We start from the raw sequence: 19,773 nt of genomic DNA, 5'->3' as shown, positions 1-19,773 counted from the left end.
GCACAGGGCGCGCGAACGCTTCCGTGGCTTTCGATGAAGGAGTGTCCCCATGGCTAAGGCAGTCGGCATTGACCTCGGAACCACCAACTCGGTGATCGCCGCGTGGGAGGGCGGTGAGGCGACGGTTCTCCCGAACTCCGAGGGCAGCCGCACGACTCCCTCGGTCGTCGCGTTCACCGACACGGGCGAGCGGCTCGTGGGCCAGCTGGCCCGCCGCCAGGCGATCCTCAACCCCAAGGGAACCATCTACTCGGCCAAGCGCTTCATCGGCCGCCGCTTCGACGAGATCTCCGACGAGGCGAAGGCCGTCGGCTTCGACGTGGTCGCCGATGAACACGGCAATGCGCGCTTCGAGGTACGCGGCAAGCTGTACGCGCCGGAGGAGATCAGCGCTCTGGTCCTGCGCAAACTCGCGGACGATGCCGCGAAGCAGCTGGGCGAGAAGGTGACAGAGGCCGTCATCACCGTCCCCGCCTACTTCAATGACGCCCAGCGCACCGCGACGAAGGACGCGGGGCGCATCGCGGGCCTGGAAGTCCTGCGCATCATCAACGAGCCCACGGCGGCGGCGCTCGCCTACGGGCTGGACAAGAAGGGGCACGAGACCGTGCTCGTCTTCGACCTGGGCGGCGGCACCTTCGACGTCAGCCTGCTCGACGTCGGCGACGGGGTGGTCGAGGTCCGGTCCACCGCGGGCGACAGCCACCTGGGCGGCGACGACTTCGACCGGCGGCTGGTGGACTACCTCGCGGACGACTTCCAACGGGAGAACGGCATCGATCTACGGAACGACCCGCAGGCACTGCAGCGGCTGTTCGAGGCCGCGGAGAAGGCCAAGACCGAACTCAGCTCGGTCAGTCAGACACAGGTCAGCCTGCCGTTCATCACCGCGGACGCGTCCGGCCCGAAGCATCTGACCGAGACGGTCATGCGGTCCACGTTCGACCAGATCACCTCCGACCTGGTCGAGCGGACCATGGAGCCGGTCAAGCAGGCGATGGCCGATGCCAAGGTCAGCGAGAACGATATCGACGAGGTCATCCTCGTGGGCGGCTCCACCCGTATCCCCGCCGTCCAGAACCTGGTCCGCCGGCTGACCGGAGGCAAGGACCCGAACATGAGCGTCAACCCCGACGAGGTCGTGGCGATGGGCGCCGCGATCCAGGCCGGGGTGCTCAAGGGCGACGTCAAGGACGTCCTGCTGCTCGACGTCATCCCGCTGTCGCTGGGTGTGGAGACCCGCGGCGGTGTGATGACCAAGATCATCGAGCGGAACACCACCATCCCGGTGCGGCGCACGGAGACGTTCTCCACCGCCGAGGACAACCAGGGAGCGGTCGACATCGTCGTCCTGCAGGGAGAGCGCGAGCTCGCGAAGGACAACCGTGTCCTCGGGCGCTTCCAGCTCAAGGACATCCGGCCCGCGCCCCGCGGTGAGCCGCAGGTCGAGGTCACCTTCGATGTCGACGCCAACGGCATCCTGAATGTCACCGCGCGGGACAAGGACACCGGCGCCGAGCAGGGCATCACCATCAGCGAGGGCTCCAACCTCGACCAGAGCGAGGTCGAGCGGATGGTCCAGGAGGCCGAACAGCACCGTGGTGAGGACCAGGCGCTGCGCCAGGCGGTCGACGCCCGCAACGAGCTGGACGCCGTTGCCTACCAGGTCGAACGCCGGCTGAACGAGCTGGGCGACGCCGCGCCCGCGCACGAGAAGGCGCGCGCCGAGATGCTCGTCACCGACGCCCGGGAAGCCGTCAAGGAGGCAGCACCGCTCGACAAGGTGAGGTCGCTGACCTCCGAGCTCCAGCAGATGCACGCCTCGCTGGCCTCCGTTCAGGCAGGCGGGGGAGCGGCCGCGGAGGAGCGGGCCACGGCGGACGCCGGGGCAGCGGGTGCTTCGGGCAGCTCCGCCGGATCCGACGACGACGTGGTCGACGCCGAATTCGACAAGAGCTGAGGTGCGGCGATGTCCACCGAACAGGAGCCGACGACGCCCCAGGACGAGCTGAGCCAGGCCCTGCCCCCGGAGCAGCCGGAGGTGGACGACCACGCCGCGGCCCTCGACGAGCTCCAGGACCGCTGGCGCCGCGCCCTCGCGGACCTCGACAACCTCCGCAAGCGCCACGCCAAGGAACTGGACGCCGTACGGAACGAGGAACGCGCCCGCACCGCGATGGCCTGGCTGCCGGTGGTCGACAATCTGGACCTGGCGCTCACCCATGCCGGATCCGATCCGTCCGCCGTGGTCGAAGGGGTCAAGGCCGTACGCGACCAGGCGGTCGACGTGCTCGGCCGGCTCGGGTATCCCCGCTACGAGGAGACCGGAGTGCCCTTCGACCCGACCAAGCACGAGGGCGTCGGCACCGTCGACGCCCCCGATGCTGAGCCGAACACCGTGGTGCAGGTGGTGCGTCCCGGCTACGGCGAGGGGAGCCGGCAGCTGCGCCCCGCGGCCGTCCTGGTGAGCAAGCGGCAGGAGTGACGCCCCATGGCACGGGACTACTACGACGTGCTCGGGGTGAAGCGCAACGCGAGCTCCGACGAGATCCAGCAGGCCTTCCGCAAGCTGGCGCGCAAGCATCACCCCGACATCAACAAGGATCCGCAGGCGGAGGAGCGCTTCAAGGAGCTCAACGAGGCGTACGGCGTGCTGTCCGACCCCAAGACGCGCAAGCGCTACGACCGCTTCGGCGAGGACTTCCGGCAGGTCCCGGAGGACTGGGAGGAACGGGTGGGCGCGGGTGTGGGGGCCGGGGCGGGAGCCCGAGGCCGCGGCCGGTCCACCGGCGACGGCGGCGGCGGCCGGGTCCGGTTCACCGACTACGGCGAGGGATTCGACGGCTCCGGCTTCAACTTCGAGGATCTGTTCGGCGGGATGTACGGCCGCGGCGGCGGACGCTGGGGTCCGGTTCCCGGGGCCGACCAGGAGGCCGAGATCCAGCTCGGTGTCGAGGAGGCGTACCACGGCGGCCATCGCAGCATCACCCTCGCCGGGCCCGGCGGACAGCGGACCTACGACGTCAACATCCCGCGTGGCGTGGTCGACGGGCAGCGCATCCGGCTGGCCGGGGAAGGCGGCAGGGGCAGCGGTGACGGTCCCCCGGGAGATCTGTACCTGCGCGTACGGATCAAGCCCGATACGCGATTCCGCCTGGAGGGCCGGGACATCCACGTCGCGCTGCCGGTGACGCCGTGGGAGGCGGCGCTCGGCGCGACGGTACCGGTACCCACGCCCGGCGGCACCGCGAAAGTCACCGTTCCCAAGGGCTCCTCCAGCGGCCGCCGGCTGCGGCTGCGCGGCGAGGGCATGCCCCACCCCCGTGGCACCGACGGAGACCTCTACGCGGAGGTCCGCATCATGGTGCCGCCCGAACTCAGCGACCGGGAGCGTGAGCTCTTCGAGGAGCTGGCCGCCGTTTCCACCTTCGACCCGAGGAAGCCAGGATGACCCATGATCCGCGGCGTGCCGCTGCCGCCGGGCCGGAGGCCGGGTATCGCCGGACGACGGCGCCGGACCGGCAGCGCGGCCTGAACGTCGTTGTCCGCAACTACGCCCTCGCGCCCGTCGACAGACTCAGTCTGGACGTCGTGGCCCGGCGCTCCGGACTCCACCCCGATCTCGTCCGGCGGTTCGTCACACTCGGCCTGGTCGACGCCGGCCGGGACGACAGCGGCCGGCTGTGGTTCGACCCGGCCGCCCCCGCAACCCTCGCCCGCATCCAACGGCTACGGGCCGGGCTCCCCCTCAACTACGCGTCCCTCGGTCTGGTGATGGACCTGCTCGACCGGGTCAGCGAGCTGGAGGCCGCGTTGAGGCGCAGCAACGCCGGCTCTAGGAGTGATGAATCGTGGATATGAACCGGCTCACCCAGAAGTCCCAGGAGGCCCTTCAGGAAGCGCAGACGATCGCCGGCCGGATGGACCAGACCGAGGTCGACGGGGAGCATCTGCTGCTCGCTCTTCTCGACCAGCCCGAGGGGCTGGTGCCCCGGCTCTTCGACCAGGCGGGCGCCGACACGGATGCGCTGCGCGCCGCGGTCATGAGCGAGTTGTCCCGCCGGCCGAAGGTGACCGGACCCGGCGCCACACCCGGCCAGGTGTACGTCACCCAGCGGCTGGCCAAACTGCTGGACAGCGCCGAGCAGGAGGCCAAGCGGCTCAAGGACGAATATGTGTCGGTGGAGCACCTGGTCCTGGCTCTGATCGACGAGGGCTCCAAGACCGCGGCGGGCCGCCTGCTCAAGGAACACGGCATCACCAAGGACTCCTTCCTGTCCGCGCTGACCCGCGTCCGTGGGAACCAGCGTGTCACCTCGGCGACGCCCGAGGGCGCGTACGAGGCGCTGGAGAAGTACGGCCAGGATCTGGTCGCCGAGGCGCGGAGCGGCAAGAAGGACCCGGTGATCGGCCGGGACGCGGAGATCCGCCGGGTCATCCAGATCCTCAGCCGCAAGACGAAGAACAACCCCGTGCTGATCGGCGACCCGGGCGTCGGCAAGACAGCCATCGTCGAAGGCCTGGCGCAGCGGATCGTCCGCGGCGACGTGCCCGAAGGGCTGCGCGACAAGACCATCTTCTCCCTCGACATGAGCTCGCTGGTAGCGGGCGCGAAGTACCGCGGCGAGTTCGAGGAACGACTGCAGGCCGTGCTGAGCGAGGTCAAGGCCGCCGAGGGGCGCATCCTGCTCTTCATCGACGAACTCCACACGGTCGTCGGAGCCGGCGGCGGCGCCGAGGGCGCCATGGACGCCGGCAACATGCTCAAGCCGATGCTCGCCCGCGGTGAGCTGCATATGATCGGCGCCACCACGCTGGAGGAGTACCGCAAGCACATCGAGTCGGACGCCGCCCTCGAACGCCGCTTCCAGCAGGTCCTGGTGGAGGAGCCGAGCGTGGAGGACACCGTCTCCATCCTCCGCGGTCTGCGCGAACGTCTGGAGGTCTTCCACGGCGTGAAGATCCAGGACACCGCGCTGGTCGCCGCCGCCGTCCTCAGCCACCGCTATATCTCCGACCGGTTCCTGCCGGACAAGGCCATCGACCTCGTCGACGAGGCCTGCGCCCGGCTGCGCACCGAGATCGACTCGATGCCGGCCGAACTCGACGAGATCACCCGCCGGGTGACCCGCCTGGAGATCGAGGAAGCGGCCCTGGACAAGGAGACCGACCCCGCCAGCCGTAAGCGGCTGGGCGAACTCCGGGGCGAACTGTCCGACCTGCGCGCCGAGGCCGACGCCATGCACGCCCAATGGGAGGCCGAACGCCAGGCCATCCGGCGGGTGCAGGAACTGCGGCAGGAACTGGAACAGGTCCGCCAGGACGCCGAGGAGGCCGAACGCACCTACGACCTCAACCGCGCCGCCGAACTGCGCTACGGCAAGCTCACCGAGCTCGAACGCCGGCTGGCCGCCGAAGAGGAGGCGCTCGCCGCCAAGCAGGGCGAGACCCGGCTCCTGCGCGAGGTCGTCACGGAGGACGAGATCGCCGAGATCGTCGCCGCGTGGACCGGCATCCCGGTGACCCGGCTGCAGGAAGGCGAACGGGACAAGCTGCTGCGGCTCGACGAGATCCTCACCGAGCGGGTGATCGGCCAGGACGAGGCCGTCAAGCTGGTCACCGACGCCATCATCCGGGCCCGCTCCGGCATCCGCGACCCGCGCCGGCCCATCGGCTCGTTCCTCTTCCTCGGCCCCACCGGCGTCGGAAAGACCGAACTGGCCAAGGCGCTCGCCGCGGCACTCTTCGACACCGAGGAGAGCATCGTCCGCCTCGACATGAGCGAGTACCAGGAACGGCACACCGTCAGCAGGCTGGTCGGAGCGCCGCCCGGATACGTCGGCTACGAGGAGGGCGGCCAGCTCACCGAGGCGGTGCGCCGCAAGCCCTACTCCGTGGTCCTGTTCGACGAGGTGGAGAAGGCACATGCCGATGTCTTCAACACCTTGCTGCAGGTACTCGACGACGGCCGGATCACCGACGCCCAGGGCCGCACCGTCGACTTCCGCAACACCGTCGTCATCATGACCTCCAACATCGGATCGGCCCATCTGCTCGACGGGGTGACCGCCGACGGCGAGATCAAACCCGAGGCGCGAGCCCTGGTGATGGGCGAACTGCAAAGCCACTTCCGCCCCGAGTTCCTCAACCGCGTCGACGACGTCGTGCTGTTCAAGCCCCTGGGCATGGAGCAGATCAAGCGCATCGTCGAGCTGCAGTTCAACGACCTGCGCCGGCGCCTGGCCGAACGCCAGATCACCGTCGAACTCACCGATCGGGCCCGGGAGCTCATCGCCCAGCAGGGCTTCGACCCCGTCTACGGGGCACGGCCGCTGCGCCGCTTCATCTCGCACGAGGTCGAAACGCTCGTCGGGCGGGCCCTGATCCGCGGCGATGTGCTGGACGGCTCGACGATCAAGGTCGACGCCCAGAACGGTGAACTGGTCGTGACGTACGACGGGCCGGCCCGGGCCGACCACGGAATGGCTGCGTGAGCACGGTGGACGCGAGTCGGAGCGAGACGGTCCGCTGCGAGAAGTGCGGCAGCAAGAACCGGGTGCCGGCCGCCGCGGAGGGGCGCCCCCGATGCGGAAACTGCGGCGCCCCGCTGCCCTGGATCGTCGATGCCGGCGATGACGACTTCGCTGAGGTCGCCGAGCAGGCGGCGCCCCTCGTCCTCGTCGACCTCTGGGCCACGTGGTGCGGCCCCTGCCGCATGGTCAGCCCCGCACTGGAACAGGTCGCCCGCGAGCTCGCCGGAAAGGTCAAACTCGTCAAGGTCGATGTCGACCAGGCTCCCAAGCTGTCCCAGCGCTTCCAGGTGCAGGCCGTGCCGACCCTGCTCCTTCTCGACAAGGGAGAGGTGATCGCCCGACAGGCCGGCGCCGCCCCCGCCGGCGCGCTGCGCAAGTGGGTCGAGGACACCATCGCGGGTCGCCGCTGAGCCCGTCCGCCGAGGGAAGGAGGACCGTCATGACCACCGAAAGCGACTGGCACCTGTCGCTAGTGCGCCCGGTGACGCCGCGCACGCCGGAGGGCTGCGAGGAGTGCCTGCGCCTCGGCTCCCCCTGGGTGCACCTCCGACTCTGCCTGACCTGCGGACACGTCGGATGCTGTGACTCCTCGCCGCTCAAGCACGCCCGTCTGCACGCCGCCAACGTCGGCCACCCCATCGTGCAGCCCCTCGAACCGGGAGAGAACTGGCGCTGGTGCTACGTCCACGAGGCAGTGGTCTGATGACCGCCGGCGCCGCACCACCGCACGGGACATGCCCCGAAACCCCCGACCATCCGGGAATCGCTCGGACGCGGGCCACTGGTGCCGGCGACCACACCGCCGGGTGTCTTCACCGCGGCTGACGTCCGGAGCGGGTCCCTCAAGCCGTGGCGCGGCGGCGGAGCTTCAGGGTGTTGTCGATGCGGGTGGTCGGCTCCCCGTCCGGACCGGTCTGGGTGCGCTGGTGCTCCTCGCTGCGCAGGACTTCCCACTCCCCGTCCGGCAGGTCGAGCGCCGTGAGGACGTCGTCGGGGGTGGGGAAGTGGATCTCGGGGTGCGGGTCGGGCTCCCAGGAGGGGAAGCCCGTATGTCCGACGACCAGGAGTACTCCGCCCGGTGCCACAGCTGAGGCGGCCTTCCGCAGGATTTCGTCGCGCGGCATATCGCTGGGGGAATGCAGGAATTGGGCGGAGACGAGATCGAAGCTGCCGGCCGGGAACGACGTACTGAGGTCGTGCCATTGCCAGTTGATGCGCCGGGCGGCATCTGCCGCCGTGTGCTGTGCCGCACGGTCGAGGGCGACACGGGAAATGTCAACGGCGGTGACGTGCCAGCCTCGTTCGGCGAGCCAGAGGGCGTCCGCTCCCTCACCGCATCCCAGGTCCAGTGCCTTGCCCGGCATGAGGTCACCGGCCTCCCGGACCAGGGGGGCGTTGGGGCGTCCGCTCCAGATCTGGTCGCTCTCCGCATAGCGGGAGTCCCAGAATTCGTGGTCCGGGATGGTGCTGTCGTGGGTCATCGGCGCGTCCTCCTGCGTGTGGGCTGGATGTGCTCCGGTGCTTTCGGTTCACCCGGGGCACGGGCGGTGTCGCCGCTGCCGCGCCGTACCGCCTTGAGGAGAGGGTCCGCCGAGAGTGCGCAGATCGACAAACTTCTTTGCCGGATCGGCAAAGAGAAGGTGCCGGTTCGGGCCCCGGAGCCGTCCCGTCCTGGTTCGGGAGGCAGCGTCACCCGTGCGGCCATAGCGTGAGGAGAGGGCCGAAGACTTCCCCTCAATGGAGCAAAGAGGTGATGCGCGATGACCGATGTCGCAGAGCGTGGGTCGCGGAACACCGGGAACCTGGGGCGTACGACCATTGCCGACGGCGTGGTCGCAAAAATCGCCTTTCTGGCAGCCGCTGATTCGCTGGGGGTGCATGCCCTGGGCAGCGGGTTTTCGAGATCGGTAGGAGCCCTGCGCAAACGCGTACCAGGGGGAGGCACGGTCACGCACGGAGTCAAGGTCGAAGTCGGCGAGAAACAGGCGGCGGTTGATCTCGACATCATCGTCGACTACGGCGAGGTCATCCCTGAGGTGGGGAAAGCCGTGCGCGAGAACGTGATTTCCGCGGTCGAGCGGATGACCGGTCTCCAAGTCGTGGAAGTCAATATCGCGGTGAGCGATGTGTGGCTCCCCGAAGAGGACGAAGGCGAACCGGAACGGGTGCAGTAGACAGCGACACGGCCGGCCGGAGCTCTCCGCCACCCGGCCGGAGTTCTCCGCCACGGAGAACCCCTTTCACTCGCTCATGCGGGGTGCGACCTCGGGCATGGGCGGGGCCGGCTCGCGGTGTCGTCTCTTACGCCGTTCCGGACTTGCCCGGCAGACGGGGCACTTCTGGGGACTCGGTGTCCAGCGGTACCGACCAGGAGCTGACCAGTCCCAGTTGTACGCCCTGGCGCGGCAGCATCGCGTCCAGAATCCAGTCGGCGGCCACCCGAATACGGTTCCCCGGCATCGCCATGAGGTGGTAGCCGCGGGTGACGGCGCCGGCGAGCGGGCCGGAGAGCGGGATGTGGAAGGGGTTCGCCGCGGCCTGGATGCCGCCCAGGTCGACCATGAAGCCCAGGTCGCGGTGCTCGTACGCGCGCGGTGAGCCCTGGCCGCAGGATGCCGCCACATTGTGTGCCGCGACCTTGCCCTGCCGCTGGGCGTGCTGGGCGGTCATCGGTGTCACCTCACCGGGGCGGGTCAGGTCCGGAACGGCCGCGGCGTCACCGCAGGCGAACACCTCCGGCCGGCCGGGCACCCCCAGGAATTCGTCGACGCACAACCGCCCCTTGTCGGTGGGCAGCCCCAACGAGTCGACCAGCGGGTCGGGCCGTACGCCCACACACCAGATCAGCGAGCGGCTGTGGATGAACTCGCCGTCGTCGAGCAGTACACCGTTCGAGGTCGCCTCCTTGACGGACGTGCGGGTGCGGACATCGACGCCGCGGGAGCGCAGAACGCGGTCGGCGGTGTGCGACAGCCGCTCGTCGAGTCCGGGCAGCAGCCGGTCGGCGACGTCCAGCAGCAGCCAGCGGGGGCGTGGGCCGTCCCGAAGTCCCACGTTCTGCCGGGCCAGGTCATCGGTGAACCGCACTCCGTGGGCGGCGACTTCGGTGCCGGTGTATCCGGCGCCCACCACCACGAAGGTGGTCCTGGCGGACCGCTCGGCGCTGTCCTCGGTCGCGCCGGCCAGTTCGATCTGGCGGGTGATGTGGTCGCGGAGGTACAGCGCTTCGGGCATGCCACGGAAGCCGTGGGCATGCTCGGCGACGCCGGGGATCGGCAGCAGTTTGTTGACGCTGCCGACGGTCAGGACCAGCCGGTCGTAGGACAGCGAGCCCTCCCGGTCCTCGGGGTCGGTGTAGTCCACCCGACGGGCATCGAGGTCCACGTCGTGGGCCTGCCCGAGGACGAACCGGGTGCCCGGCAGGCTCCCGGTGAGCGATACCGCAACCCGGCGGGGCTCCAGAATTCCGGCCGCCACTTCCGGCAGCAGCGGCACATACAGAAAGTAGTCGTGGGGGTTGAGGAGCACGATCTCGGCGGCTCCCTTGGCCAGCCGGGAGAGCGTGCGGGCACATTCGAAACCGGCGAAGCCGGCTCCGACGATCACGATCCGAGGACGACGTCGATTCACGTGGACTCCTGCGGTCGAGGGAGTGCTCAGGCGCTGGGCCGAGCGGCGGTCGCGGTCCGATGTGAGCGGACGGCCCGCGCGGATACACCGGTCGACGGTGTGTGGTGTCTTGTCGGCTAACCGGTGAGCGGCCGGGTACACATGATGGTCTCGTCGCGCTTTCGTTGTTCTCATTGTGACGGCAGTAGCCCTTGGACGGCTCGTCGAGCGAGGACCGTGCAGGCCGGGTCCGCGGCGGAGGCGATCACGGCCGCGATGATGCCGAAGCGGGTGCAGACGACCCGGCCGGCAACGCCAGGCCCCCACAGTCGCCGTGCGGCACCGGCCGGGCCCCCGATGGCATGGGGCGGGCGGACGGTGCTGAGGGCGGGCCCATCCCGCGTGCTGCGGACCGCGCTCCGCGGCGAGTTGACCCCACCGGGGGGCAGCCGCGCGCTGAAGTCCTGGTTCGACGGGTGCATACGCTGGGGCTGCGCCGCCACGACCGCGTCCGGTTGCCGTCCCGAGCCGGCCGGGCGTCCTCCGCGCTTCTCGGACTGCGGACGACAAACGTGCCGCGGACGTGGTCCGTGCGCGGCCTGCGCACGGCCGACCGTCAGCCGCTCTCCCGCTCCCCGTCCCCCGCATTGTCCCGCGCGATATGCACCGCCGCCTCCTCCGCGGATGCGGCGCCGCCGTCGATCCCGACGTCCCGGGCGGCGATGTCATTGCTGCCCCCGCGCCAGAATCCCTCGTCGGAGCCGACGAGCCGGCCGGCCCGCTCGTCGCCGCATTCCAGGTCCGTGGGTTCCCCCACCCCGTCCGGCAGGTCGCCGATACCGTCGCCGTCGGGTGCGCAGACGTCCGGTACCTCCACGGCCAGCCGGTGGTCGAGCGTCTCGCGGTCGTGCAGCTCGCGCGCGGTGGTCCCCTCGTGATTCACCACGAAGGGCCGCTCCGGAGGCGAATAGCCGGTGTCCAGCGTCTCGTCGAGATCCGGCTCGTCCAGGGCGTCCTCCATGTCGAGGTCGTTGGGGTTGTCCTGGGGATCGGATCTGGGCGGCTGATAGACCTCGTCGCCCATTGAGTCGTCGGACATAACCGCCCTCCCTCTTCCCGTGCGCCGGCCCGGCCGCGGGGTGCGGCAGGTGCCTGTACAACCAATTGTCCGCCTCCTGGCGTCTCGCGGCAGCGCCAGGAGACACGGACCGCCCCGGCCTCAGGCGCGTCGGTGTTCCGTCGCGAGGCCGACGGCCTCGGCGATGCTCTGCACATTGCCGAACCGCTCGTGTGCGGGCAACCGCTCGGCCATCGCGACCAGCCGGTCCGGTGCGTTGTTCCGCCGAAGGGTCTCGATGATCGCGTACTTGTCGGCCGGATACAGGCTCCGCCCGAGGTGCTGGGCGAGTTCGGAGCGCAGCCCGACATCCTGCTCGGTCATGCCGCTCGGTGTGCCGCCCCTGAAATCGCTCTCGGGAGACCACGCCGCCACCGGCTGGTCCTCTCCCGCGGGCTGGAGTTCATGCTCTTCATCGGTCCGCAGGGAGCGCTCCGCCGTCATTTGCCCGCGCAGTTGCTTCTTCATCACGTCATCCCTGGCGGGGCCGGTCTTGTCCGTGCCGTGTTCCATGACCATGGGTGCCTCCGGCTTTACGAGTCGTACAGACCCGACGCGTTACTCCCAGTTTCCCTGGTCCCCCAGCCCTAACAACCCGGCGGCGTCGTTTCAACCGTGCGCACGGAAATCATCCGGGCAGGCACGGAAAGTGACGGCAGATGCATATGCCCGCCATGCATACGCCTTTCGGGAACGGGAATTCGTAAGTCACCCCACCACATAACGACATACCGATGACAGTCAGCCGCAGACCGATGACAGCCAGCCGCACACCGGGAGAATCCGCGGAATCCGAGGAAGCCAAGGAGGCAGCGCCATGCGACTCTCGCTCCTGCAACCGGTCATCAACCGGCCAGGCCCCTGGGCGTCCGTCTATGCCAATGTCCCGCACCGCAGCGAGGACGCCGCAAAACAACAAGAGTTGACGGCAAGTGCCACCACGGCGCAGTTGTTCGCGCTCGGCGCGGACGAGGCCACCTGCGGTGCGGTGCACGAGGCCCTGCTCACGCGCCGGGAAGGCGAGGCCGGGGCGCACACCGGACGGGTGCTGTTCGCCGCCCACGGTGCGATCGTGCTCGACACCCCGCTCCCCGGGCCCTTGGCCGCCCCCTTCGCGGCCTGGGGCCCGGTACCCAGGGTCACCCCCTTGCTGGCGGCCATCGGCGACGATCCCGTCTGCCTGGTGGTCCGCCTGGACCGGGCCGGAGCGGACTTCGCCCTCCTCGGCGACCGGGGCACCGAGGACGCCGGCCGGGTCAGCGGAGCCGACTGGCCCCTCCATCGCACCGCCTCGGGTGACCCGTCCGAACGGCACTTCCAGGCCAAGGTGGAGAACACCTGGGAGCAGAACGCAGGAGAGATCGCCGACGCGGTGCGCGAGGCGTTCGAGAAGAGCGGCGCCGAGGCCGTCGTCCTGGTCGGGGAGGCACGCGAACGCCACCTGGTGCACGGCAAGTTGCCCGAACCGCTGCGCGCCCTCACCTACGAGAGCGAACACGGCGGCCGTGCGCCCGGCGCCGAGAGCGCGCTCGTGGACCGGGACATCGCCCAGGTCAGGGCGGTCCAGGAACGCGAACACATCGCGCAGGTGGCGGACCGCTTCCGTACGGGCGCCGGGCCCGGGAACAAGAGCGCCCCGCACGCCGCGGCCGGCATCCCCGCCCTGGTCGAGGCGGCGCGGGAACACCGGATCGACACCCTGCTGGTCAGCCCGCACGGCGCGGACATCGCCCGGCAGGTCTGGGTGGGCTCCGAAGCCGACCAACTCGCCGTGCGCGGCACGGAGTTGACGTATCTGGGGGAGGAACATCCAGCTGTCGCACGGGCGGATGACGCCCTGGTGCGGTCGGCGGCCGCGACCGGCGCCGACATCGTGGTGGTCCGTGATCCGGAGCGCGCACCGTCCGGCGGGCTCGGCGCCCTGCTGCGGGGGACGAGGGAAGCGGGGCCGGAGTGAGCTGGTGACCCGCCCCTCGGCGGACGGTGCCCGGCCGGTCGAACCGCCCGCCGACCGGGAATCCGGCGGCGGGCGGCGAGTTGGTACCCGGCAGGTGCCTCAGCTCTGGGCTTCGGCCGCCACCGGCTTCGGAATCAGGAAGGACGTCGCAATGGCCGCGGCCAGAATGACCACGCCCGCGATCATGCCGGCGGTGTAGCCGCCGGATGACGACGGGTCGGTCGGCGAGGCGGCGGTCTTGACCGCGTAGAGGAGCGCGAAGCTGAGCCCCGCGCCGAGGTTGAACGCGCCCGCGTTGAGGCCGGGCAGGAAGCCCGGGTTCTCGCTGGGGGACAGGACGATGCCCAGCCCGTTGAGGACGATGTTCGCCACGCCCGCGTAGGCGATGCCCACCAGGATCGACGTCACCAGCAGCAGGACCTGCGAATGGCTGTGCATCGTCAGCAGCATCAGCGCAACCGTCGCCACCGACCCGACCAGGCCGAACCGCAGGATGCGGCCGTAGCCGAAGGTGGCGGCGAGGCGGCCGGCCAGCGGGCCCATGGCCAGCCCGGCGAGCGCGTACGGGGACAGCGTCCACCAGGCAGAGGCCTCGGCGCTCATACCGAGACCGGCCTGTGCGTCCTGGGCGAAGGCCGGGATCAGCCCGTTCATCACGGCGAACACACCGGTCATGGTGAGCACGGTGGTCAGCAGGGTCGCCCAGGTCGCGCGCTGCTTGAGGTGCCGCGTGGCGACCAGTGGGTGCCCGCTGCGGTTCTCGGTCCGCCAGAACAGGGCGAAGGCGACCGCGGACAGCACGAGCAGGACGGCGATCAGTGGCCAGCTGGCGGCGGCCAGCTTGCCCGCCTCGTTGAGCGCGATCAGCAGGGAGCCGACGGAGACGACGAGCAGCGCGACCCCGGGCCAGTCCATACGGGTCGCCGCTGGCGAGGTCGACTCGGGGGTCAGCGTGGCGACCAGCACGGTCGCCAGGGCCGCGACGACCGCCATCGCCCAGAAGACCGACCCGAAACCGTGGTTGTCGGCGAGGTAGCCGCCCGCGAGGGAGTCGACACCGGCGATACCGCCGTTGACGGCGGTGATCACGCCGAGCAGGGTGCCGTACCGCTTCGGCTCCTTCACCTCGACCCGCAGCATGATCAGACACAGCGGGACGACCGGACCGCAGACACCCTGGATGACGCGGCCGGCGAACAGCATCGGCACGCTGGTCGCCAGCGCGGCGACCACACAGCCGACGACCATCAGGGCGAGCATGCCGGCCAGCACCCGGCGGCGGCCGATGACATCGCCCAGCCGCGGGAGGAACAGGGAGAACAGCGCCGCCGAGGTGAAGAACGCGGTCTGGGTGAGGCCGATCTCGGCGGAACTGGCGCCGAGGGTGTCCTCGATGTTCTTCAGCGCGGGGCTGAGCATGCTGGCGTTGAGCTGGAAGGCGAAGCACGCCGCGAGCAGTGCCGCGACCAGTACGCCTATCCGTACACCGGATCCGCCGCCGTCCGTCACCTCGGTCGGGCGCTGTGTGGTGGAAAGGTTCATGCCTCGACGTCGCCAATCCGCTTGAGTGCGTCCACGACGAGGTTCCAGAACCGCTCGTGGTCCAGCTTGACCGCGACCTGGGTGGTGCAGTCGTCCGGGGCGGGCGCACGGAAGTCCGTCACGGTCATCCCGACCGTCAGCGCACCGCGCAGCTCGATGTCCACCGGGGCCTTGCGTACGGTCATGACGTCCGGGTCGATGACGTACGCCACCGCGCACGGGTCGTGGACCGGCGGGTACTCGAAGCCCTGGTTCTCGCGGTAGGCCTCACGGAAGAAGTCCAGCAGCTCACCGACGAACCTGGCCGGGCGGGTGCCGACCGCGGCGATCTTCGCATCGACCTCCGGGGTCGCCAGCGCCTGATGCGTCAGATCGAGGCCGACCATGGTCACCGGCCAGCGCTCGTTGAAGACGATGTGCGCGGCCTCGGGGTCGATGATGATGTTGAACTCGGCGACCGCGCTCCAGTTGCCCTCGTGGTAGCCGCCGCCCATCAGCACGACCTCGCGGACCCGCTCCGCGATCCGCGGCTCCTTGCGTACGGCCAGCGCGATGTTCGTCAGGCCCGCGGTCGGGACGATGGTGATCTCGCCGGGCTCGTGGGACATCACGGTGTCGATGATCAGGTCCACCGCGTGCCGGCGGTCCAGCTCGATGGCCGGCTCGGGCAGGTCCGGGCCGTCGAGACCGGTCTCGCCGTGGATGTCCGGTGCCGTCTCGATGGCCCGCACCAGCGGACGCGGGCAGCCGGCGGCAAAGGGCACGCCCGTGATCCCGGCGATGCGTGCCACGGACAGGGCATTGCGGGTCACCTTCTCCAGCGTCTGGTTCCCGACCACGGTCGTCACGGCGACCAGCTCGACGTCGGGATTGCCATGTGCCAGGAGCATGGCGATCGCATCGTCATGCCCCGGGTCGCAGTCGAGGATGATCTTTCTGGCCAACGGAAGAGCCCCTTTGCTCTGCTGCTCGGAACAGCGGTGATGAAAGTGGTGGTGTGCGCGGGCCGGCAGGGGCTCCGGCGCACAGCGCGCCCGGCGGTCACCCATCGGCGAGCCCGGGCGTGGAGTCAGCCGACGAGCGAGCAGCATGGGAAAACGTTCTCCGGAAACTTGACCCATAGACCTGCTGGTTGTCAATGGTTCAATCTCTGGCCATCCGGCCGTTATCGGGACGAAGAGTGGGTGCGGCGGCCGGGGGATCCACCATTCATGGGACAACGTTTGCCAGATAAGCAAGGGGGCGTATGCTCCCTCCGGTTCGGGCGGGCCGAGCGAAGGGAGCCGGGAGACGGTGGCCGAAGTCACGTTGCGGGATGTCGCGCTGGCGTCGGGCTGTTCCATTGCCACGGTCTCCCGTGTGCTGGCCGGCACCCGTCCGGTCGGCGCCGAGACCGCACGCACCGTACGCGAGACGGCCGAGCGTCTGGGCTACCGGCCCAACCATGTGGCCCGCGCCCTGCGCAGCCGTTCCACCGGCACCGTCGGACTCGTTCTGCCGCAGATCACCAACCCGTTCTTCCCCTCCCTCGTCCGGGAGCTGGAGCACGCCCTGCACGCCGAGGGGCGGGCCGTACTCCTCGCCGACTGCGACGACGACCCGGTGACCGAGGCGGCCCGGATCGGCGCGTTCCTGGGGCGGCAGGTCGACGCCCTGCTGCTGATACCCGTCGACGAACGGCGCAGCCGGGAGGCGGTGGCAAGCGCGGCCGCCCGGGTGCCGCTGGTGCTGCTCGACCGCGGCTGCGGTCCCGGCGTCGCCGACTCCGTCGCCGTCGACAACGCGGCCGGTATGGCGCTGGTGCTCGATCATCTGGCTGCCACCGGCCGCCGCCGCCCGTGCTTCGTCGGCGCGGCCGGGACCGCGTCGGCGGCGGTCGAACGGCGCGCGGCCTACGAGGCGGGGGCCGGGGCGCTGGATCCCACGGCCCCTGGACGCATCGAACTCGGTGACTTCTCGGTGGAGTGGGGGCGGGCCGCCGTCGACCGCGTCTGGCCGTCCCGCCCGGACGCCCTGATCTGCGCCAACGACCTCATCGCCGCCGGTGCCCTGCAACGTCTGCGGCAACTGGGCGCGGAGGTACCGGGCGAGGTCGCCGTCACCGGCTTTGACGACATCCCGCTCGCGGGTCTCGCCGACCCGGCGCTGACCACCGTCCGCCAGCCGGTCGGCGAACTGGCCGCCGAGGCCGCCCGTCTGCTGAGCCGGGGCCCGGCCGCGGGGGAGCCGGGAGCGCGGCGCACGGTCCGGCTCGCACCGCGGCTGGTCGTACGGGCGTCCAGCGCACCCGTCGGCGCTCCGTTGCCCCGCTGACCGCAGCCGTCTTGACCAGGACTGATCCACTGACCTCCACTGACCGCGGTCGCCTCGGGGGCGCTCCTCCCGCGGCGACGAAGCATGCCCGTACCGGCCCCGAAGAACGGCCGGCAGGGGAGAGCCGGAGCGCTCACGACTCTTGACCGTACGCGGTCAGAGAGTAAAGTCTAGACCAATTGGTGCACCCTCGCGTCTTCCACCCCCCACTCAACGAGGCTTCCCGGGGCGGACGTTCGGCGCCCGCCGTGGCGTTGGATCCGCCGTTCTCGCGCGGCGGCTTCCTTCGCGAAAGGGTTGACATGCACAAGAAAAGAAAGCTGGCCCTCGCCATCGGTGCGGGAATCGCCCCGCTGCTCGTCGTCACCATGCCGGTCAGCCCGGCAAGCGCGCACGGATATGTGTCCTCGCCGCCCAGCCGGCAGGCGCAGTGCGCCGCGGGCGCCATCGACTGCGGCCCGATCAAATGGGAGCCGCAGAGCGTCGAGGGCCCCAAGGGGCTCACCAACTGCAGCGGCGGCAACAGCCGGTTCGCCGAACTCGACGATGACGCCAAGGGCTGGAAGGTCACCCCGATCGGCAGCTCACAGACCTTCAGCTGGAAACTGACGGCACGTCATTCCACCAGTACCTGGCAGTACTTCGTAGGCGGGACGAAGGTCGCCGAGTTCAACGACGGCGGTGCCCAGCCACCGGAGACCGTCTCCCACACCGTCAACTTCGGTGCCATTAAGGGCAAGCAGAAGATCCTCGCGGTCTGGAACATCGCCGATACGGCGAATGCCTTCTACGCCTGCATCGACGTCAACATCGGCGGCTAGGCGGTGTCTTTCGGATCAGCACGGGCCGCGAGGATCCGAAAGACACGCCCTGGGTCCTGATTCATCGGCCAGGCCCTGAGTGTGCTGTCCCGGCACGTGGGTGACGGGAGCACACCTGGCCCATCCGTCCTCCTGCCCCCTCCTCCCGCCCCCTCCTCCCTCCCTCGTCCTTCCGGCCCCACCACCTCGTCTCCCTGCGCCGGTCACCGCCGTGAACGGCAGGCGACAGGGCGACGAGGGCGGCGGTGCACCCGTTACGATCGGCCCATTCAAGGCCGTTGTTCGTGGCCGCTGCCGGGAGGAAGAGATGGGCCTGTTCCGCCGAGGACCGAAGCGGGATCCCCGCGATCTGGCACGCGACGGGGAGTTCAGCTTCTTCTCCGAGCGCGAAGGCGGCGTCTTCAGATCGCAGGTCCGGCAGGCCTTCGCGGAACAGGGGCTCGAAGTCACCGCGTATGCGGGCGTGGTCACCGACGCCGCGGGCCGGCAGTTCGGCCTCGGCAACCTCGCCGCGGTGTGCCACCGCGACCGGCGCGGCGAGCGCAGCTGGCCCGCGCTGATCCGGGATCACGTCGGCAAGGTGCTCCGCACGATGGACGGCCCGCAGCCGCTGGAGATCCTCAGCGCGGACGAGATCCGGGCCTGTCTCTACCCTCGCGTGGTCGCCCAGGAGACGCTGCCCGCCTCCGACTCCTTCCGCTACGGCCGCGCGCCGGCGCCGGGGCTGCGGGAAGTGCTCGCGCTCGATCTGCCCGAGGCGGTGCAGATGCTGAGCGAGGACTCCCTGACCGACCTCGGGGACGTGGCGGAGCTGCGGATCCGGGCGATGAACAATCTGCGCGCCCTGCCGGTCGAAGGGCATGAGACCGTGCGGCGCGGTGACGGCTCGGCGTTCGAGGTGCTGCTCGGCGACTCCTTCTTCACGGCGAGCCGGGTGCTGGTGCTGGACGAACTGGTGCAGCGCCTGATGGGCACCGAGCTCACCTCGGACGGTGCGCTGGTCGCCCTGCCCTTCCGCCACCAGCTGGCGTTCCACCGTATTCACGATGCCCAGGTCATCCCGGCGTTGCAGGCCATGACGCAGTTCGCGGCGGCCGGTCACGAGGACGCGGCGGGTGCCATCAGCCCCCGGGTCTTCTGGTGGCGCCGTGGTGTGATGACCCCGCTGAGCCAGCTGGACGGCGAGGGGCTGCGGGTGGTGGCGGACGCGGACTTCCAGGAGTTGCTGGAGCGGTTGGTGCAGGACGAGGCCTGAGCGATGGCATGGGGCCGGCCGGGCTGAGGGGCCTACACGCCGCGCACAAGATTTTCTTGCGGAATTTTCACCGAACGGGAACCTGCGGCGCCGTCCGCCCGTTTTACAGGGTGAGGCCCCACGCTCTCCCCCGTGTGTGGGGCCTCGCTCTGTCTCTCATTCCCCGGCTTCTCCCGGCCTCAGTCGCCGAGAACTGCGCGTTCCTGGTCGGTGAACAGCCGTGAGCGGATCAGAAAGCGGACGCCCTCCGGCGCCTCCAGGGAGAAGCCACTGCCCCGCCCCGGTACGACGTCCACCGTCAGATGCGTGTGCCGCCAGCGCTCGAACTGGTCCGCAGACATCCAGAACCCCACCGGTTCCGGCATACCCTCCACGGCCAGCCGGGCCAGCAGCACATCCGACGATCCCGTACGGAATTCCCCGGCCGGGTAGCACATGGGGGCGCTGCCGTCACAGCAGCCGCCGGACTGGTGGAACATCAGCGGGCCGTGCTGATCGCGCAGCAGGCGCAGCAGTTCGCTCGCCGCCGCGCTCAGCGCGATCCGCGAAGCGCCCGCCGAAACCGCGTCCCCGGCGGCCGTCTCCTGCTCCTCGCCGCCGCTCATCAGGAGCGCTCCGACTTCTTC

19 protein-coding genes are annotated in these 19,773 nt (G+C 70.1%); 12 read left to right on the top strand and 7 right to left on the bottom strand.

Features of this window, described 5'->3' with window-relative positions; genetic code table 11:
- Positions 1 to 49 precede the first annotated feature (49 nt).
- From dnaK to ACGFWI_RS12510, 7 genes are read left to right on the top strand one after another with little or no spacing between them, the layout of a single operon-like run.
- Positions 50 to 1,960: a molecular chaperone DnaK gene (gene dnaK / locus ACGFWI_RS12540; RefSeq protein ID WP_393905928.1), complete on the top strand. Its 1,911-nt coding sequence runs from the start codon at positions 50 to 52 to the stop codon at positions 1,958 to 1,960.
- Positions 1,961 to 1,969: 9 nt separating this feature from the next.
- On the top strand, positions 1,970 to 2,485 hold the full coding sequence (locus ACGFWI_RS12535; RefSeq protein ID WP_393905927.1) for a nucleotide exchange factor GrpE: 516 nt from the start codon (positions 1,970 to 1,972) through the stop codon (positions 2,483 to 2,485).
- A gap of 6 nt (positions 2,486 to 2,491) precedes the next feature.
- On the top strand, positions 2,492 to 3,451 hold the full coding sequence (locus ACGFWI_RS12530; RefSeq protein WP_393905926.1) for a DnaJ C-terminal domain-containing protein: 960 nt from the start codon (positions 2,492 to 2,494) through the stop codon (positions 3,449 to 3,451).
- Complete coding sequence (locus ACGFWI_RS12525; protein WP_393905925.1) at positions 3,448 to 3,861, top strand: chaperone modulator CbpM; 414 nt, start codon at positions 3,448 to 3,450, stop codon at positions 3,859 to 3,861. The genes ACGFWI_RS12530 and ACGFWI_RS12525 overlap by 4 nt, the downstream gene beginning before the upstream one ends.
- Complete coding sequence (clpB, locus tag ACGFWI_RS12520; protein WP_393905924.1) at positions 3,852 to 6,494, top strand: ATP-dependent chaperone ClpB; 2,643 nt, start codon at positions 3,852 to 3,854, stop codon at positions 6,492 to 6,494. The genes ACGFWI_RS12525 and clpB overlap by 10 nt, the downstream gene beginning before the upstream one ends.
- Positions 6,495 to 6,499: 5 nt before the next feature.
- Entirely contained in the window at positions 6,500 to 6,943 is a 444-nt protein-coding gene (gene trxA, locus ACGFWI_RS12515) for a thioredoxin (RefSeq protein WP_393905967.1), read from the top strand.
- A gap of 29 nt (positions 6,944 to 6,972) precedes the next feature.
- Positions 6,973 to 7,236: a UBP-type zinc finger domain-containing protein gene (locus tag ACGFWI_RS12510; protein ID WP_030082447.1), complete on the top strand. Its 264-nt coding sequence runs from the start codon at positions 6,973 to 6,975 to the stop codon at positions 7,234 to 7,236.
- A 139-nt stretch (positions 7,237 to 7,375) separates the two neighbouring features.
- On the opposite strand, the gene ACGFWI_RS12505 is transcribed toward ACGFWI_RS12510, so the two are convergent.
- Positions 7,376 to 8,014 carry a class I SAM-dependent methyltransferase gene (locus ACGFWI_RS12505; RefSeq protein WP_393905923.1) on the bottom strand — a complete coding sequence of 213 codons (639 nt, stop codon included), beginning with the start codon at positions 8,012 to 8,014 and terminating at the stop codon, positions 7,376 to 7,378.
- 279 nt (positions 8,015 to 8,293) lie between these two features.
- Between ACGFWI_RS12505 and ACGFWI_RS12500 the strand changes: the two genes are divergently transcribed.
- Positions 8,294 to 8,707, top strand: coding sequence for an Asp23/Gls24 family envelope stress response protein (locus ACGFWI_RS12500; RefSeq protein ID WP_393905922.1), 414 nt, complete (start codon positions 8,294 to 8,296; stop codon positions 8,705 to 8,707).
- 127 nt (positions 8,708 to 8,834) lie between these two features.
- Here the strand turns inward: ACGFWI_RS12500 and ACGFWI_RS12495 are convergent, their stop codons facing one another.
- The 3 genes from ACGFWI_RS12495 to ACGFWI_RS12485 all read right to left on the bottom strand — a co-directional run bounded on the left by ACGFWI_RS12495 (position 8,835) and on the right by ACGFWI_RS12485 (position 11,778).
- A complete protein-coding gene (locus tag ACGFWI_RS12495) occupies positions 8,835 to 10,139 on the bottom strand; it encodes an NAD(P)/FAD-dependent oxidoreductase (RefSeq protein WP_393905966.1) in 1,305 nt (434 codons plus the stop codon).
- A 619-nt stretch (positions 10,140 to 10,758) separates the two neighbouring features.
- On the bottom strand, positions 10,759 to 11,241 hold the full coding sequence (locus tag ACGFWI_RS12490; RefSeq protein ID WP_393905921.1) for a DUF5709 domain-containing protein: 483 nt from the start codon (positions 11,239 to 11,241) through the stop codon (positions 10,759 to 10,761).
- 120 nt (positions 11,242 to 11,361) lie between these two features.
- Positions 11,362 to 11,778 carry a DUF2795 domain-containing protein gene (locus ACGFWI_RS12485; protein ID WP_393905920.1) on the bottom strand — a complete coding sequence of 139 codons (417 nt, stop codon included), beginning with the start codon at positions 11,776 to 11,778 and terminating at the stop codon, positions 11,362 to 11,364.
- 298 nt (positions 11,779 to 12,076) lie between these two features.
- Between ACGFWI_RS12485 and ACGFWI_RS12480 the strand changes: the two genes are divergently transcribed.
- Positions 12,077 to 13,216 (top strand): Vms1/Ankzf1 family peptidyl-tRNA hydrolase, encoded by a 1,140-nt coding sequence (locus tag ACGFWI_RS12480; protein WP_393905919.1) that lies wholly within the window; start codon positions 12,077 to 12,079, stop codon positions 13,214 to 13,216.
- A gap of 99 nt (positions 13,217 to 13,315) precedes the next feature.
- On the opposite strand, the gene ACGFWI_RS12475 is transcribed toward ACGFWI_RS12480, so the two are convergent.
- Together ACGFWI_RS12475 and ACGFWI_RS12470 are read right to left on the bottom strand one after the other, a co-directional pair.
- Positions 13,316 to 14,758, bottom strand: coding sequence for an MFS transporter (locus tag ACGFWI_RS12475; RefSeq protein WP_393905918.1), 1,443 nt, complete (start codon positions 14,756 to 14,758; stop codon positions 13,316 to 13,318).
- Positions 14,755 to 15,702 carry a nucleoside hydrolase gene (locus ACGFWI_RS12470; protein WP_393905917.1) on the bottom strand — a complete coding sequence of 316 codons (948 nt, stop codon included), beginning with the start codon at positions 15,700 to 15,702 and terminating at the stop codon, positions 14,755 to 14,757. Before ACGFWI_RS12470 ends, ACGFWI_RS12475 begins: the two co-directional genes overlap by 4 nt.
- 349 nt (positions 15,703 to 16,051) lie before the next feature.
- On the opposite strand from ACGFWI_RS12470, the gene ACGFWI_RS12465 reads away from it, so the two are divergent.
- The 3 genes from ACGFWI_RS12465 (at position 16,052) to ACGFWI_RS12455 (ending at position 19,147) form a co-directional block, all read left to right on the top strand.
- Positions 16,052 to 17,071 carry a LacI family DNA-binding transcriptional regulator gene (locus tag ACGFWI_RS12465; protein WP_393905916.1) on the top strand — a complete coding sequence of 340 codons (1,020 nt, stop codon included), beginning with the start codon at positions 16,052 to 16,054 and terminating at the stop codon, positions 17,069 to 17,071.
- A 302-nt stretch (positions 17,072 to 17,373) separates the two neighbouring features.
- Positions 17,374 to 17,892, top strand: coding sequence for a lytic polysaccharide monooxygenase auxiliary activity family 9 protein (locus ACGFWI_RS12460; protein ID WP_393905915.1), 519 nt, complete (start codon positions 17,374 to 17,376; stop codon positions 17,890 to 17,892).
- Between the two features lie 307 nt (positions 17,893 to 18,199).
- Positions 18,200 to 19,147 carry a hypothetical protein gene (locus ACGFWI_RS12455; protein ID WP_393905914.1) on the top strand — a complete coding sequence of 316 codons (948 nt, stop codon included), beginning with the start codon at positions 18,200 to 18,202 and terminating at the stop codon, positions 19,145 to 19,147.
- A gap of 179 nt (positions 19,148 to 19,326) precedes the next feature.
- Here ACGFWI_RS12455 and ACGFWI_RS12450 read toward each other — a convergent pair whose 3' ends face one another.
- A complete protein-coding gene (locus tag ACGFWI_RS12450) occupies positions 19,327 to 19,752 on the bottom strand; it encodes a DUF779 domain-containing protein (protein WP_393905913.1) in 426 nt (141 codons plus the stop codon).
- Positions 19,753 to 19,773 lie beyond the last annotated feature (21 nt).

The sequence above is a fragment of the Streptomyces sp. NPDC048434 genome, from assembly GCF_043200375.1.
GTDB lineage: Bacteria > Actinomycetota > Actinomycetes > Streptomycetales > Streptomycetaceae > Streptomyces.
This window is presented reverse-complemented; position numbering and strand designations above follow the sequence as displayed.

What these genes read in the sequence shown, in the direction of transcription:
- dnaK (WP_393905928.1), top strand. Translation starts at nt 50, where the DNA reads ATGGCTAAGGCAGTCGGCATTGACCTCGGAACCACCAACTCGGTGATC.
- ACGFWI_RS12535 (WP_393905927.1), top strand. Translation starts at nt 1,970, where the DNA reads ATGTCCACCGAACAGGAGCCGACGACGCCCCAGGACGAGCTGAGCCAG.
- ACGFWI_RS12530 (WP_393905926.1), top strand. Translation starts at nt 2,492, where the DNA reads ATGGCACGGGACTACTACGACGTGCTCGGGGTGAAGCGCAACGCGAGC.
- ACGFWI_RS12525 (WP_393905925.1), top strand. Translation starts at nt 3,448, where the DNA reads ATGACCCATGATCCGCGGCGTGCCGCTGCCGCCGGGCCGGAGGCCGGG.
- ACGFWI_RS12510 (WP_030082447.1), top strand. Translation starts at nt 6,973, where the DNA reads ATGACCACCGAAAGCGACTGGCACCTGTCGCTAGTGCGCCCGGTGACG.
- ACGFWI_RS12505 (WP_393905923.1), bottom strand. Translation starts at nt 8,014, where the DNA reads ATGACCCACGACAGCACCATCCCGGACCACGAATTCTGGGACTCCCGC.
- ACGFWI_RS12500 (WP_393905922.1), top strand. Translation starts at nt 8,294, where the DNA reads ATGACCGATGTCGCAGAGCGTGGGTCGCGGAACACCGGGAACCTGGGG.
- ACGFWI_RS12490 (WP_393905921.1), bottom strand. Translation starts at nt 11,241, where the DNA reads ATGTCCGACGACTCAATGGGCGACGAGGTCTATCAGCCGCCCAGATCC.
- ACGFWI_RS12485 (WP_393905920.1), bottom strand. Translation starts at nt 11,778, where the DNA reads ATGGTCATGGAACACGGCACGGACAAGACCGGCCCCGCCAGGGATGAC.
- ACGFWI_RS12480 (WP_393905919.1), top strand. Translation starts at nt 12,077, where the DNA reads ATGCGACTCTCGCTCCTGCAACCGGTCATCAACCGGCCAGGCCCCTGG.
- ACGFWI_RS12475 (WP_393905918.1), bottom strand. Translation starts at nt 14,758, where the DNA reads ATGAACCTTTCCACCACACAGCGCCCGACCGAGGTGACGGACGGCGGC.
- ACGFWI_RS12460 (WP_393905915.1), top strand. Translation starts at nt 17,374, where the DNA reads ATGCACAAGAAAAGAAAGCTGGCCCTCGCCATCGGTGCGGGAATCGCC.
- ACGFWI_RS12455 (WP_393905914.1), top strand. Translation starts at nt 18,200, where the DNA reads ATGGGCCTGTTCCGCCGAGGACCGAAGCGGGATCCCCGCGATCTGGCA.
- ACGFWI_RS12450 (WP_393905913.1), bottom strand. Translation starts at nt 19,752, where the DNA reads ATGAGCGGCGGCGAGGAGCAGGAGACGGCCGCCGGGGACGCGGTTTCG.